Origin of the sequence: Pseudomonas sp. KB-10, from assembly GCF_018221585.1 — a bacterium.
Classification (GTDB): Bacteria; Pseudomonadota; Gammaproteobacteria; order Pseudomonadales; family Pseudomonadaceae; genus Aquipseudomonas; species Aquipseudomonas yangonensis.
The window spans coordinates 69,534-82,864 of the sequence record NZ_QYYB01000009.1 but is presented as its reverse complement, the minus strand read 5'-3'; the positions used below and the strand labels follow the sequence as shown (position 1 = coordinate 82,864).

Below are 13,331 nucleotides of genomic sequence, written 5' to 3'. Positions count from 1 at the left end.
GCGTCAGGGTTTGCGCGGCGGCAGCAGGCGCGGCAGGCGGGCTTCGAGGCGGCGTTTGAGTTCGGCCTCGATCTGCGGCACGAAGTCATCGATCACATCCTGCAGGATCAGTTGCGCCGCTGCGCGCAGTTCACCATTGAGGTGCTGCAGCTCGCGTGCGCTGTCATGCAGGCGCGGCTCGATACGCTCGCGCAGCGGGCTCGCGGACGGAGCCGTGCTGGCTGCGGGTGCCGTCGGTCCGAGAGCCTGCGAGGTCCTGGCCGCCTGCGTGGCGTGGAAGGGCGGTGGTGGGCCGGGCGGCGCGCTGACGATATCGGACAGCACCGGAATGCTGTCCGGGTCGAGCGAGTCGATCAGCAGCGGCGGTTCGGAACTGTCGTCACCCAGCAGCTCGCGAATCGACTCCAGGTCGTGCAGCAACTGAGCAGGTTTTTGCGGAGGCTTGGGAGTGTCCATGGCGGTCGGTGCGGCGGGCAAAAGGGCAGAAGTAGCCTGAATTGTGAGCGCCGACGGCCACTAAAGTTCGACGCGCTGCGGATCATACCCGCGCTGGCGGTAAGTGCGGAAATTCTCGCGACAGGCACTGAGTAACTCGGGTTGCTGGTTGACGATCTCGATGATGCGGGAGAAGCGCTCGACGTGTGGCGACAGGCTGCTGCCGAGGTTGATCAATACCCCTTGATCGGCGCTCGGGGCTTCGTCGATGCCCAGCACCACGGGCGACAGCGGTGCATCCTGGTGCAGATCGTGGGGCACGAAACGCTCGCCCTTGAAGCTCCAGAGCAGTTCATCGAGCTCGCCACACTGGGTCTCGTCACTGGCGCGTACGAACACCGGCAAACCAGCGTTCCAGGCCTTGAGCGCCAGTTGGCAGGCGGCGCGCAGGCGCCCCAGGGCGTCAGCGGAAGAGAGGACGTAGAACTCGATTCTGGGCATCAGGGGTTTCAATAGGTCAGGGAGTGATGGCTGGATGCTGTAGGAGCGGATTCATCCGCGATAACTCGCGAATTATCGCGGCTGAAGCCGCTCCTACACAGGCATGGCCCGGATGCCGGATCAGGCTTTAGCGCGGTCCAGCAGGTACTGGGTCAGCAGCGGGACCGGCCGGCCACTGCCACCTTTGTCCTTGCCGCCGCTGATCCAGGCGGTGCCGGCGACGTCCAGGTGCGCCCAGTGGAAGTTCTTGGCGAAGCGCGACAGGAAGCAGCCGGCGGTGATGGTGCCGGCCTTTGGCCCGCCGATGTTGGCGATGTCGGCGAAGGGGCTGTCCAGCTGTTCCTGGTACTCGTCGTACAGCGGCAGTTGCCAGGCACGGTCGTCGGCGGTTTCGCCGGCCTTGAGGATCTGCTTGATCAGCGTGTCGTTGTTGCCCATCAGGCCGGAGACGTTGCTGCCCAGGGCGACAATACAGGCACCGGTGAGGGTGGCCACGTCGATCACTGCCTGCGGTTTGAAACGCTCGGCGTAGGTCAGGGTGTCGCACAGCACCAGACGGCCTTCGGCGTCGGTGTTGAGAATCTCCACGGTCTGCCCGCTCATGGTGGTGACGATGTCACCCGGGCGGGTGGCGCGGCCGCTGGGCATGTTCTCGGCGCAGGCCAGCAGACACACCAGGTTGATCGGCAGCTGCAGTTCGAGCACGGCCTTGAGGGTGCCGAACACGCTAGCGGCACCGCACATGTCGTACTTCATCTCGTCCATGCCGGCAGCAGGCTTGATGCTGATACCGCCGGTGTCGAAGGTGATGCCCTTGCCGACCAGGGCGAAGGGTTTGTCGTCCTTCTTGCCGCCCTGGTAGTGCATGACGATCATCCGCGGCGGCTGCTCGCTGCCCTGAGCCACGGCGAGGAAAGCCCCGGCGCCAAGCTCCTTGAGCTTCTTCTCGTCAAGAATGTCGACCTTGAGGTTCTTGTGCGCCTTGCCCAGGGCCCTGGCCTCGTCCGCCAGATAGCTGGGGTGGCAGAGGTTCGGCGGCAGGTTGCCCAGATCCTTGGTGAAGGCGACGCCCGTAGCGATGGCACGTGCATGCTGCAGAGCGCGCTCGGCATCGGCCAGCTCCGCTTTGTCGACGGCCAGGATGATCTTCTTCAGCGCGCGCGGATCGGCCTTCTGGCTCTTGAACTGCTCGAACAGGTAGGTGCCGTCGGCCAGGGTTTCAACGATCAGGCGGGTCTTGCCGTAGGCGTCGCGGCCCTTGACCTTGAGTTCACCCAGGGCGAGCAGCGCGTCGCTGCCACCCAGGCCCTTGAGCACGCCGTGCACGCTTGCAACCAACTTGCGCAGTTGGCGGTCGGATAGGTCACCCTTGCCGCAGCCCACCAGCAGCACACGTTCTGCCTTGAGTCCCGGCAGGCTGTGCAGCAGCAGGGTCTGACCCGGCTTGCCGGCAATGTCGCCACGCTTGAGCACCGCGCTCAATGCGCCATTGCTGGCCTGGTCCACGGCCTTGGCCGCAATGCCGAGCTTGCGGCCCTCACCGATGGCGACCACCAGGGTGGCGGTTTTCAGGGTTTCCGGACGGGTGCTTTTGACGAGGAATTCCATAGTGAGCTGTCCCCAAGACAAAGAGTCGGGTTTGACGGATAATGGCCGCCATTTTTCGAGGGTCCACCCTAGGGTGGGCCGGCAAGTAGGTGCGGCTAGTTTGAGCGCTCGCGCCTGAGCCTGACAACCCTGGAGCGTCCGGTTTGATCGTCTTCCGTTATCTGTCCCGCGAAGTGCTGGTGACCCTCAGTGCGGTGAGTGCCGTACTGCTGGTGATCATCATGAGCGGTCGTTTCATCAAGTATCTGGCCCAGGCGGCGCAGGGCGTGCTCGACCCAGGTGTGCTGTTTCTGATCATGGGCTACCGCATTCCCGGTTTCCTGCAGCTGATCCTGCCGCTGGGCCTGTTCCTCGGTTTCCTGCTGGCCTACGGGCGCCTGTATCTGGACAGCGAGATGACCGTGCTCTCGGCCACTGGTGTCAGTCAGCAGCGCCTGACGGCCTACAGCATGGCGCCGGCATTGGTCATCGCATTGCTGGTGGGCTGGCTGAGCCTGGGGCTGGCGCCGCAAGGCGTGGCCGGTGTAGCGCGCATCCTCAACGAGCAGGATGCGCTGACCGAGCTCGATACCTTGGTGCCTGGGCGTTTCCAGTCGCTGCGCGATGGTTCGCGCGTGACTTATTCGCAGGAGCTATCGGCGGATCGCAGCGAGTTGCGTGGTGTGTTCATGTCGGAGAAGCGCTTCTCCAGCGATGGCGCGTCCGAGCGTGGCATCACCGTGCTGGTGGCTGAGAGCGGGCGCCAGGAAATCCAGGAAGATGGCAGCCGCTATCTGATTCTGGAAAATGGCTACCGCTATGACGGCGAGCCGGGCGAGGCGGATTATCGCGCCATCCAGTACGACACCTACGGCGTGCTGCTGCCCAAACCGGAGGTGGCCATCGAAGCCAGTGAGCGCGAGGCAACGCCGACCCGTGAGCTGCTGGGCAGCAGCGACCCGCGCATGCAGGCCGAGCTGCAGTGGCGTCTGTCGCTGCCCTTGCTGGTATTCATCGTCACCTTGCTGGCCGTGCCGCTGTCAAAGGTCAACCCGCGTCAGGGGCGCTTCCTCAAGCTGTTGCCGGCGATCTTCCTTTATATGGCTTATCTGGGGCTGCTGATCGCCGCGCGTGGCGCACTGGACAAGGGGCGTTTGCCCGCCGCGTTGGGGTTGTGGTGGGTACACGGCATTTTCCTCGCCATCGGCCTTGCGTTGCTGTACTGGGAGCGTTTGAGTCTGTGGTGGGCCAGCCGTCGTGCGTCGGAGGTGGCTCATGGCTAAGCTGGATCGCTACATCGGCGCCCAGGTGTTCTATGCCATTCTGGCGGTGCTGGGCGTCATCCTGGGCCTGGCGCTGCTGTTCGCCTTCATCGACGAGTTGGGCGACCTGAACAAGGGCGACTATGGTCTTGCCCAGGCGCTCTGGTACGTATTGCTGACGGCGCCGCGCCGCGCCTACGAGATGCTGCCGATGGCGGCGCTGATCGGCTGCCTGATCGGTCTCGGCACCCTGGCCAGCAACAGCGAGCTGACCATCATGCGCGCCGCTGGCGTGTCCATCGGGCGTATCGTCTGGGCGGTGATGAAACCCATGCTGGTGCTGATGCTGGCCGGCATTCTGATCGGCGAGTACGTTGCGCCGCTGACCGAGAACCAGGCCCAGGCCGACCGTGCGCTGGCGCAGGGCGGCGGTGCAGCGCAGAGTTCCAAGCGCGGCATGTGGCATCGTCAGGGGCAGGAGTACGTGCATATCAACGCCGTACAGCCAGGCGGTGTTCTGCTGGGGGTCACGCGCTACCGTTTCGACGGCGAGCGTCGCCTGCTTTCGGCCAGTTTCGCTCGCCGTGCTGAGTACCGCGACAATCACTGGATGCTGAGCAACGTGCAGACCACGCTGCTGCATGAAGACCGGTCCGAGGTGGTCAATCAGCGTGAGGAGCGCTGGGACATCGAACTCAATCCGGAGCTGCTCGGCACCGTGGTGATGGAGCCCGAGGCGCTGTCGGTGACCGGGCTGTGGCAGTACATCCACTATCTGGGTGAGCAGGGGTTGAACAACGCCCGCTACTGGCTGGCGTTCTGGACCAAGGTGTTGCAGCCGCTGGTGACCGCTGCCCTGGTGCTGATGGCGATCTCCTTCATCTTCGGCCCGCTGCGCTCGGTGACCCTGGGGCAGCGCGTGTTCACCGGTGTATTGGTCGGCTTCATTTTCCGTATCGCTCAGGACCTGCTGGGACCGTCCAGTCTGGTGTTCGGCTTTTCGCCGCTGCTGGCGGTGCTGGTGCCGGCTGGCATCTGCGCGCTGGCCGGCTTCTGGTTGCTACGGCGTGCCGGTTGAGCAAGATGTTGCGCCTATGAAAAAGCCGGTTCGATGAACCGGCTTTTTTGCATCTGCCGCGCGTTACTTCTTGTGGATGTTCTTCGGTAGTTGCACCACGCGGCTGTCGGAATAGATGTCATGCCAGGTACGGCCCTGCTTGTCCCACAGCAGCCAGAGAAATCCCAGGCCGGCGAACAGCCAGGAACCGATGGCGACCACGAAGCGCAGCAAGGCCTGCCACAGATCGATGGCGCTGCCGTCGGCGTTCTGAATGCGCAATCCCCAGGCCTGCATGCCCAGCGTCTGGCCGTTATGCGTCCAGAACTTGGCGAAGAAGGCGAACAGCGACAGCAGCACCAGGCTGGCGAGAATCGGGTCATGGTCCAGGGCGCCGGCTTCGGCCATCGCCAGCAGCGTATCGCCGCCATGAATCAGGCGCAGAATGCCCTGCTGGTAGATCAGGGTGACGACCATGATCAGTGCCACGCAGAGCAGGAAATCGTAGAAGAGGGCCGCCAGGCGACGAATCAGCCCGGCTGTGGGGAAGTCTCCCTGCGGGCGTAGCTGGTGTTTCGGCATGATGGGCTCGCTGTGACGAAAGTGCGCGCCATTCTAACCGTGACTTTTCCTCAGGCATAAAAAAACCCCTGATCGAGATCAGGGGTTCTTCAAAGCAGCGGCAATCAGCCCAGGATCTGAACCTGGTCGGCCTGCATGCCTTTTTGACCTTGCACAGCGATGAAGCTGACTTTCTGGCCTTCTTTCAGGCTCTTGAAGCCGTTACCTTCGATCGCGCGGAAGTGCACGAACAGATCCGGACCGCTTTCGGGAGTGATAAAACCAAAACCTTTCTCGTCGTTAAACCACTTGACGGTACCGTTCTGACGATTCGACATGTCTTTTTCCTTGAAACTAGAGTTGATGACAGCCTCCAAATAATAGAGGGCTGAGACTGGTTGCAAGGAGTAATAGAAGTCGAGCGGGATGTAGCGGATCTAGATGATCTGCTGCACCAGAGTCACGATTCACAGCGACCCATGCAAACAGTTCGATCACTCTACGCTAACTTTTGCGCAATTGCCAACCCCTGCCAGCAAGGTCGCCAGCCAGGTTTTACGGGGCCTGCCGCGGTGCCGGAAAAGTGTGTCGGCAACATGCAATTGCAACAATTGCCCAAGTTGCTAATGCCAATACGAAAAAGCCCGCAAGACCAATGTCTTGCGGGCTTCGAATCGTGGTGCCCCGGGGGAGACTCGAACTCCCACTCCTTTCGAAAACGGATTTTGAATCCGCCGCGTCTACCGATTCCGCCACCGGGGCACGATGGCGGCGCAGTATAGGGATGCACCTTGCGCCGGTCAATCGGCGACAGTGCCGTAATCGGCTATCGGCGCGTTCCTGTACTAACGGCCAATGGCAGCGATGATGGCATCGGGCTTTTATATCGCGGTTGCGGCTAGAATCGCGGCTGTCATCTGGATTGCCGATATGGCGCTTATATAAATGCCCCCGGGGTGATGCGGTCATGGGGAAAGGTGTGATCAATGGGTTATGCCGGGTGCTCGTTGCCGGCCTGCTACTTGTGCCGGTCTCTCGGGCCGAGACCTTGACCTATGCCGTTACCGACGAAAGCTGGGCGCCCTACTGGATAGTCGAGGAGGCGCGCGTCGGTGGCATTCTCCATGAGTTCATGCTTGCTCTGGATGAGCGCTTGCCGGAGCAGTTGCACGCCAGTCATCCATTGCCGCCGTTACGCACGCAGAAGCTTCTCCGCGAGGGGCAGTTGCAGATCGAGTGTTGCGTCAGCAAGAGCTGGCGCGGTGAGGCGGAGCAAGCGCAGGTCTCGTTGTGGACGGTACCGGTGCTGGAAACCGAGGAGATGCTGATCTTCCCGCCGGGCCGGGCATTTCCCTACAGCCGTATCGAGGATTTGCGCGGTCGTGCCATCGCCACGGTGCGTGGCTATGGCTATGCCGGTAGCGAGCACTTTCAGCGCAACGATGGTGCCGATGTTCGGGCGCTGATCTACCGCGTCGCTCAGGGGCGCAGTGAGGCCGGCATTCTCGATCGCCGCGAGTGGCGTTATCTGCAGCTAGTGGACGAGCAGCTTCGGGCCCCTCGCTGGCAGGTGGAGGAAGGCCCGACGATCCATCGCTCTCAGTTGCGTTTGCGGTTGCATCGAGATCAATTGGGGCGGCTGGAGGCGTTCAACGTCGCCATTCGCTCGTTGCGAAGAGATGGCACGCTGGCGCGGATCGTCGCCAAGTATGCGCCGCAGGCTCACGTGGTCGGACCAGGGGAAATCCGGTAAGCTTTGCCGCCCTGCAAAAATACCCCTCCGAATCGAATCATGCGTGTTGCCGATTTCCACTTCGATCTTCCCGAGTCGCTGATCGCCCGTCATCCCCTGGCCGAGCGCCGGGCCAGTCGTCTTTTGCAGCTGGACGGGCCAAGCGGGGCGCTGCGTCATGGCCAGTTCACCGATGTGCTGGAGCAACTGCGCCCCGGTGACCTGATGGTGTTCAACAACACCCGGGTGATTCCGGCGCGGCTGTTCGGCCAGAAGGCGTCCGGCGGCAAGCTGGAAGTGCTGGTGGAGCGCGTGCTCGATCAGCACCGGGTACTGGCTCATGTGCGCTCGAGCAAATCGCCCAAGCCGGGCTCGCAGATTCTTATCGAGGGCGGTGGCGAAGCCGAGATGGTCGCGCGCCACGATGCCCTGTTCGAGCTACGCTTCGCCGAACCGGTGCTGCCGCTGCTGGAGCGGGTCGGGCATATGCCGCTGCCGCCTTATATAGACAGACCGGATGAGGCGGCCGACCGCGAGCGTTATCAGACCGTCTACGCCGAAAAGGCGGGCGCGGTAGCGGCCCCCACCGCCGGTCTGCACTTCGATGACGAGCTGCTCGCGGCGATCCGCGCCAAAGGTGTGGAAACTGCGTTCGTGACGCTTCATGTCGGTGCCGGCACCTTCCAGCCGGTGCGGGTCGAGCGCATCGAAGACCACCACATGCACAGCGAGTGGCTGGAGGTCAGCCAGGACGTGGTCGATGCCGTGGCGGCCTGTCGCGCCCGTGGCGGTCGTGTGGTCGCCGTTGGCACCACCAGCGTGCGCTCCCTGGAAACCGCGGCGCAAAGTGGCGAGTTGAAGCCGTTCAGCGGCGATACCGACATCTTCATCTACCCGGGCCGACCCTTCCGTGTGGTCGACGCCCTGGTTACCAACTTCCACCTGCCCGAGTCGACCCTGCTGATGCTGGTGTCGGCCTTCGCCGGCTACGCCGAGACCATGGCCGCCTATCGCGCGGCGGTGGAGCAGGGCTATCGCTTCTTCAGTTACGGTGATGCCATGTTCATCACCCGCAACCCCGCCGCGCGCGGGCCCGAGGTTTGAGTATGTCGCGCACCTGTCGCATGTCCTTCGAGTTGCTGGCTACCGACGGCAAGGCCCGTCGCGGCCGCCTGACCTTCCCGCGTGGCGTGGTGGAAACGCCGGCCTTCATGCCGGTGGGCACCTACGGCACGGTCAAGGGCATGTTGCCGCGCGATGTCGAAGACATCGGCGCGCAGATCATCCTCGGCAACACCTTCCACCTATGGCTGCGGCCGGGCATGGAGGTGATCAGGAAACATGGCGACCTGCATGACTTCATGCAGTGGCAGGGGCCGATTCTCACCGACTCCGGCGGTTTCCAGGTGTTCAGCCTGGGGGCGATGCGCAAGATCAAGGAAGAGGGTGTGTACTTCGCCTCGCCGGTAGACGGCGCCAAGGTGTTCATGGGCCCGGAAGAATCGATGCAGGTGCAGCGTGACCTGGGCTCGGACATCGTGATGATCTTCGACGAATGCACGCCGTACCCGGCCGAGTTCGATGTGGCCAAGCGCTCCATGGAGCTGTCTTTGCGCTGGGCCAAGCGCTCCAAGACCGCCCATGGCGAGAGTACGGCGGCGCTGTTCGGTATCGTCCAGGGTGGCATGCACGAAGAGCTGCGCATGCGCTCGCTGGAGGGCTTGTGCGAGATCGGTTTCGACGGCCTGGCCATCGGCGGGTTGTCAGTCGGTGAGCCGAAGGAAGAGATGATCCGCGTGCTCGACTTCCTGCCGCCGCAGATGCCGGCCGACAAGCCGCGCTATCTGATGGGCGTGGGCAAGCCGGAAGACTTGGTCGAGGGCGTGCGCCGCGGCGTGGACATGTTCGACTGCGTGATGCCGACGCGTAATGCGCGCAACGGTCACCTGTTCGTCGATACCGGCGTGGTGAAGATCCGCAACGCGGTGCACAAGCTCGATGATTCGCCGCTGGACCCGACCTGCGACTGTTACACCTGCAAACACTTCTCGCGCGCTTACCTGCATCATCTGGACAAGTGCGGCGAAATGCTCGGTAGCATGCTCAATACCATCCATAACTTGCGGCATTATCAGCGGGTTATGGCTGGTTTGCGCGAGGCTATCGGACAGGGTACATTGGCCGCCTTTGTCGAAGCCTTCTATGCCAAACGCGGCCTTCCCGTGCCGCCTCTGGACTGATTTCCCGTACGTTTGAAGATCCTTTCCATTAGGAGTGTTACATGAGCTTTTTCATTCCCGCCGCCTACGCTGACACCGCGGCTGCCGGTCCTGCCGGCAGCGGTTTCGAGTGGGTTTTCCTGATCGGCTTCCTGGTCATCTTCTATCTGATGATCTGGCGTCCGCAGGCCAAGCGTGCCAAAGAGCACAAGAACCTGCTCGGCAGCCTGCAGAAGGGCGACGAAGTGGTCACCAGCGGTGGCATCGCTGGCAAGGTGTCCAAGGTTACCGACGATTTCGTGGTGATCGAGGTGTCCGACACTGTCGAGCTGAAGTTCCAGAAACAGGCCATCGCCGCCACCCTGCCCAAGGGCACGCTGAAAGCCATCTGATTCGGTTCTTTCTAGTTTTCATTCGACGGGGCGCTTTTAGCGCCCCGCGTCATAAGCGGGCGGCTCGTTAATGCTCAATAAATATCCTCTGTGGAAGTACCTGCTGATTCTGTCCGTACTGGCGATCGGTCTGGTCTATTCCATTCCCAATCTCTATCCAGATGATCCTGCCGTACAGATCAGCGGTGCCAGTTCGGCGCTGAGCATCGAGCAGACGGACGTCGACCGCGCCAGCAAGGCGCTGACCGATGCCGGCATTGCCGTCAAGGCTGCCAGCATCGACGAGCGTGGCCGTGGCGGCCTGATCCGTCTGACCAAGCAGGATGACCAGTTGCCGGCCAAGGACATCGTCCGCCGCACGCTGGGCGATGACTACGTAGTGGCGCTGAACCTGGCGCAAACCACCCCCGACTGGCTGCGCAGCCTGGGTGCGAGCCCGATGAAGCTCGGCCTGGACCTGTCCGGCGGTGTGCACTTCCTGCTGGAAGTCGACATGGACAAGGCGCTGGATGTGCGCCGCAAGGTCTACGAAGGCGAGATCAAGAGCCTGCTGCGCAAGGAGCGCGTACGCTACCGCAGCATGCCGGAAAGCAACGGTCGCATTCAGCTCGGCTTTGCCGACAGCGACACGCTGGAAAAAGCCCAGCGTCTGATCCGCAAGGATTACAACGATTTCGAGCTGACCACCGTCGAGCGCAATGGTCAGCAGATTCTGCAACTGGGTCTGACCCAGGCGAAGATTGCCGAGATTCGCGAATACTCCATTCGCCAGAACCTCACCACGGTACGTAACCGCGTCAACGAGCTTGGCGTGGCCGAGCCGCTGGTGCAGCGCCAGGGCGCCAACCGCATCGTGGTCGAGCTGCCGGGTGTGCAGGACACCGCCGAGGCCAAGCGTATCCTCGGCAAGACCGCCAACCTGGAGTTCCGTCTGCAGGCCGATCTCGATGCGCCGCGCGGTGCGACCGAGGCCTTCGGTTTCCGCGAGGAGGGCCGTCCGCCGGTGCAGCTCGAGCGTGAGCTGATCATCACCGGTGACCAGGTCACCGATGCGCAGGCCAGCTTCGACGAGAATGGCCGTCCGCAGGTGAACATTCGCCTCGACGGCCATGGCGGCGACCTGATGAACCGCGCTACGCGCAACAACGTCGGCCGCAGCATGGCGGTGATCTTCATCGAGCAGAAGCCGGTCACCCGCTACGTGCGGCAGACCGTCGACGGTGTCGAGCAGGAAGTCGCCGTTTCCTCGTTCGTCGAAGAGAAGAAAATCATCAGCCTGGCCACCATTCAGTCGGCACTGGGCAGCCAGTTCCGCATCACTGGCCTGAACGGCCAGGGTGAGTCCTCGGAACTGGCGCTGCTGCTGCGCGCCGGTGGCCTGGCGGCGCCGATGTACTTCGCCGAGGAACGCACCATCGGTCCGAGCCTGGGTGCCGAAAACATCGCCAAGGGTATCGCTTCGACCGAGTGGGCGATGCTCTTCGTGGCCGTCTTCATCATCGCCATCTATCGCTTCTTCGGGGTGCTGGCGACCGTTGCTCTGGCGTTCAATCTGGTGCTGCTGGTGGGCCTGATGTCGGCCATCGGCGCGACCCTGACCCTGCCAGGTATCGCCGGTATCGTGCTGACGCTGGGGATGGCGGTGGACGCCAACGTGCTGATCTTCTCGCGGATACGTGAAGAACTGGCCAATGGTTTGCCCGTGCAGCGCGCCCTGCATGAAGGCTTCGATCGTGCCTACTCGGCGATTCTCGACAGTAACCTGACCACCTTGCTGGTGGGCGGCATCCTGTTCGCCATGGGCACCGGACCGGTCAAAGGCTTCGCGGTGACCATGTCTCTGGGCATCATCACTTCGATGTTCACAGCCATCATGTTCACCCGAGGTCTGGTCAACCTGATCTTCGGTGGCCGCAACGTCAAGAAGCTGTGGATCTGAGGTGCAGCCATGATCAAATCAACCATTCGTTTCATGGCGATCCGCAATATCGCCTTCTCCATTACGGTCGTGCTGACGCTGATCGGTCTCGGGGCGCTGTTCACCAAGGGGCTTAATTTCGGCCTGGATTTCACTGGTGGCACCCTGATCGAGCTGCAGTACGAGCAACCAGCCAATCTCGATCTGATCAAGACCGAGCTGGGCCAGGCGGGTTACAACGATGCCGTGGTGCAGAGTTTCGGCGCCAGCACCGATGTGCTGGTACGCCTGGCTGGCGACGATCCCGACCTCGGCAATCAGGTCGCAACTGCGCTGCGCAAAGTCGATGAGGCGATGCGCTTTGAGGTCAAGCGCGTCGAGTTCGTCGGCCCGCAGGTAGGTGAGGAGCTGCGTGACCAGGGCGGTATCGCCATGCTCCTGGCGCTCGGCGGCATCCTGCTGTACCTGGCGTTCCGCTTCCAGTGGAAGTTCGGCGTTGGTGCCATCGCATCCTTGGTGCATGACGTGGTGATCACCCTGGGCGTGCTGGCGTTCTTTCAGATTCCGTTCGATCTGACCGTGCTGGCTGCCATCCTGGCGATGATCGGCTACTCGCTCAACGACACCATCATCATCTACGACCGTATCCGTGAGAACTTCCGTGTGCTGCGCAAGACCTCGCTGATCGACAACGTAGACATTTCGATCACCCAGACCTTGCTGCGTACCATCGCTACATCGTTGTCCACCGCCCTGGCGTTGTTGGCACTGCTGTTCTTCGGTGGTGACGTGCTGGCAGCCTTCGCCCTGACCTTGCTGGTGGGTGTTGTGGTGGGAACCTACTCGTCGGTCTATATCGGCGCCACGGTGCTGGTATGGCTTAAGCTCAGCGTGGAGGATCTGATTCCTCCGGTGGCGGAAGCCGAGGCGGACGACGGTCGCCCCTGATGATGTGACCGGCTTCAAGAAAGTCAGCGAAAGCCGCGGCAAGTCGAACTTGTCGCGGCTTTTTGCTGTCCTAGGCGAGGAGAAGGGCGCGAGTCGCCGAGCCTAGGAGACACATAAAATGAACAAGTCAATGTTGGTAGGTGCCGTACTGGGTGCTGTGGGTGTGACCGCTGGTGGTGCTGTGGCCACTTACAGTCTGGTTGATCGCGGTCCCGACTATGCCGAGGTGCTGGCGGTAACGCCGATCAACGAAACCGTGAAAACACCGCGTGAGGTGTGCAAGGACGTGACCGTTACCCGTCAGCGTCCGGTGCAGGATCAGCACCAGATCGCCGGCACTGCTATCGGCGCCATCGCCGGTGGTCTGCTGGGTAATCAGGTTGGCGGCGGCTCTGGCAAGAAGATCGCCACCGTGGCCGGTGCGGTCGGCGGTGGTTACGCCGGCAACAAGATTCAGGAGGGCATGCAGCAGCGTGACACCTACACCACCACTGAAACCCGCTGCAACACCGTGACCGATACCAGCGAGAAGCTGGTGGGCTACGACGTGAAGTATCAACTGGGCGAGAAGGTCGGCACCGTTCGCATGGACCGTGATCCGGGCAGCCGTATTCCGGTCAACAAGCAGGGCGAGCTGGTGCTGGTGCAGCAGACTCAGTGATAAATTCGAGTAATAAAAAAACGCCCCTCGGGGCGTTTTTTTATTACTCGATGAAAGC

14 protein-coding genes and 1 tRNA gene are annotated in these 13,331 nt (G+C 62.3%); 9 read left to right on the top strand and 6 right to left on the bottom strand.

What is annotated here, in order from left to right; translation table 11 throughout:
• Positions 1-3: 3 nt before the first annotated feature.
• The 3 genes from DXK50_RS21850 to DXK50_RS21840 all read right to left on the bottom strand — a co-directional run bounded on the left by DXK50_RS21850 (position 4) and on the right by DXK50_RS21840 (position 2,544).
• A complete protein-coding gene (locus DXK50_RS21850; RefSeq protein WP_212631714.1) occupies positions 4-456 on the bottom strand; it encodes a DNA polymerase III subunit chi in 453 nt (150 codons plus the stop codon).
• Between the two features lie 60 nt (positions 457-516).
• Complete coding sequence (locus DXK50_RS21845) at positions 517-936, bottom strand: DNA polymerase III subunit chi (protein WP_161867556.1); 420 nt, start codon at positions 934-936, stop codon at positions 517-519.
• Between the two features lie 120 nt (positions 937-1,056).
• Positions 1,057-2,544 (bottom strand): leucyl aminopeptidase, encoded by a 1,488-nt coding sequence (locus DXK50_RS21840; protein WP_212631713.1) that lies wholly within the window; start codon positions 2,542-2,544, stop codon positions 1,057-1,059.
• A 143-nt stretch (positions 2,545-2,687) separates the two neighbouring features.
• Between DXK50_RS21840 and lptF the strand changes: the two genes are divergently transcribed.
• Both lptF and lptG read left to right on the top strand, forming a co-directional pair.
• Complete coding sequence (gene lptF, locus DXK50_RS21835; RefSeq protein WP_161867558.1) at positions 2,688-3,806, top strand: LPS export ABC transporter permease LptF; 1,119 nt, start codon at positions 2,688-2,690, stop codon at positions 3,804-3,806.
• Positions 3,799-4,863: an LPS export ABC transporter permease LptG gene (gene lptG, locus DXK50_RS21830; RefSeq protein WP_161867559.1), complete on the top strand. Its 1,065-nt coding sequence runs from the start codon at positions 3,799-3,801 to the stop codon at positions 4,861-4,863. Before lptF ends, lptG begins: the two co-directional genes overlap by 8 nt.
• Positions 4,864-4,926: 63 nt before the next feature.
• On the opposite strand, the gene DXK50_RS21825 is transcribed toward lptG, so the two are convergent.
• From DXK50_RS21825 to DXK50_RS21815, 3 genes are all read right to left on the bottom strand, one after another.
• Positions 4,927-5,424: an RDD family protein gene (locus DXK50_RS21825; protein ID WP_161867560.1), complete on the bottom strand. Its 498-nt coding sequence runs from the start codon at positions 5,422-5,424 to the stop codon at positions 4,927-4,929.
• Positions 5,425-5,528: 104 nt separating this feature from the next.
• Positions 5,529-5,741 (bottom strand): cold-shock protein, encoded by a 213-nt coding sequence (locus DXK50_RS21820; protein ID WP_003246255.1) that lies wholly within the window; start codon positions 5,739-5,741, stop codon positions 5,529-5,531.
• Positions 5,742-6,080: 339 nt separating this feature from the next.
• A tRNA-Leu gene (locus DXK50_RS21815) sits at positions 6,081-6,165 on the bottom strand.
• 217 nt (positions 6,166-6,382) lie between these two features.
• Here DXK50_RS21815 and DXK50_RS21810 point away from each other — a divergent pair.
• From DXK50_RS21810 to DXK50_RS21780, 7 genes are all read left to right on the top strand, one after another.
• A complete protein-coding gene (locus DXK50_RS21810) occupies positions 6,383-7,156 on the top strand; it encodes a substrate-binding periplasmic protein (protein ID WP_349292198.1) in 774 nt (257 codons plus the stop codon).
• A 39-nt stretch (positions 7,157-7,195) separates the two neighbouring features.
• Positions 7,196-8,239, top strand: coding sequence for a tRNA preQ1(34) S-adenosylmethionine ribosyltransferase-isomerase QueA (queA, locus tag DXK50_RS21805; RefSeq protein ID WP_212631711.1), 1,044 nt, complete (start codon positions 7,196-7,198; stop codon positions 8,237-8,239).
• Between the two features lie 20 nt (positions 8,240-8,259).
• Positions 8,260-9,375 carry a tRNA guanosine(34) transglycosylase Tgt gene (tgt, locus tag DXK50_RS21800; RefSeq protein ID WP_161867594.1) on the top strand — a complete coding sequence of 372 codons (1,116 nt, stop codon included), beginning with the start codon at positions 8,260-8,262 and terminating at the stop codon, positions 9,373-9,375.
• A gap of 41 nt (positions 9,376-9,416) precedes the next feature.
• The gene (yajC, locus tag DXK50_RS21795) at positions 9,417-9,746 is read left to right on the top strand and encodes a preprotein translocase subunit YajC (protein WP_024309267.1); all 330 of its coding nucleotides are present in this window, start codon (positions 9,417-9,419) and stop codon (positions 9,744-9,746) included.
• A 70-nt stretch (positions 9,747-9,816) separates the two neighbouring features.
• Entirely contained in the window at positions 9,817-11,685 is a 1,869-nt protein-coding gene (secD, locus tag DXK50_RS21790) for a protein translocase subunit SecD (RefSeq protein WP_161867563.1), read from the top strand.
• Between the two features lie 9 nt (positions 11,686-11,694).
• Positions 11,695-12,612, top strand: a complete 918-nt coding sequence (secF, locus tag DXK50_RS21785; protein WP_161867564.1) for a protein translocase subunit SecF — start codon at positions 11,695-11,697, stop codon at positions 12,610-12,612.
• 118 nt (positions 12,613-12,730) lie between these two features.
• Complete coding sequence (locus tag DXK50_RS21780; protein ID WP_161867565.1) at positions 12,731-13,273, top strand: glycine zipper 2TM domain-containing protein; 543 nt, start codon at positions 12,731-12,733, stop codon at positions 13,271-13,273.
• Positions 13,274-13,331 lie beyond the last annotated feature (58 nt).

What these genes read in the sequence shown, in the direction of transcription:
- lptG (WP_161867559.1), top strand. Translation starts at nt 3,799, where the DNA reads ATGGCTAAGCTGGATCGCTACATCGGCGCCCAGGTGTTCTATGCCATT.
- DXK50_RS21840 (WP_212631713.1), bottom strand. Translation starts at nt 2,544, where the DNA reads ATGGAATTCCTCGTCAAAAGCACCCGTCCGGAAACCCTGAAAACCGCC.
- secD (WP_161867563.1), top strand. Translation starts at nt 9,817, where the DNA reads ATGCTCAATAAATATCCTCTGTGGAAGTACCTGCTGATTCTGTCCGTA.
- DXK50_RS21825 (WP_161867560.1), bottom strand. Translation starts at nt 5,424, where the DNA reads ATGCCGAAACACCAGCTACGCCCGCAGGGAGACTTCCCCACAGCCGGG.
- secF (WP_161867564.1), top strand. Translation starts at nt 11,695, where the DNA reads ATGATCAAATCAACCATTCGTTTCATGGCGATCCGCAATATCGCCTTC.
- DXK50_RS21845 (WP_161867556.1), bottom strand. Translation starts at nt 936, where the DNA reads ATGCCCAGAATCGAGTTCTACGTCCTCTCTTCCGCTGACGCCCTGGGG.
- queA (WP_212631711.1), top strand. Translation starts at nt 7,196, where the DNA reads ATGCGTGTTGCCGATTTCCACTTCGATCTTCCCGAGTCGCTGATCGCC.
- yajC (WP_024309267.1), top strand. Translation starts at nt 9,417, where the DNA reads ATGAGCTTTTTCATTCCCGCCGCCTACGCTGACACCGCGGCTGCCGGT.
- DXK50_RS21850 (WP_212631714.1), bottom strand. Translation starts at nt 456, where the DNA reads ATGGACACTCCCAAGCCTCCGCAAAAACCTGCTCAGTTGCTGCACGAC.
- tgt (WP_161867594.1), top strand. Translation starts at nt 8,260, where the DNA reads ATGTCCTTCGAGTTGCTGGCTACCGACGGCAAGGCCCGTCGCGGCCGC.
- DXK50_RS21820 (WP_003246255.1), bottom strand. Translation starts at nt 5,741, where the DNA reads ATGTCGAATCGTCAGAACGGTACCGTCAAGTGGTTTAACGACGAGAAA.
- DXK50_RS21780 (WP_161867565.1), top strand. Translation starts at nt 12,731, where the DNA reads ATGAACAAGTCAATGTTGGTAGGTGCCGTACTGGGTGCTGTGGGTGTG.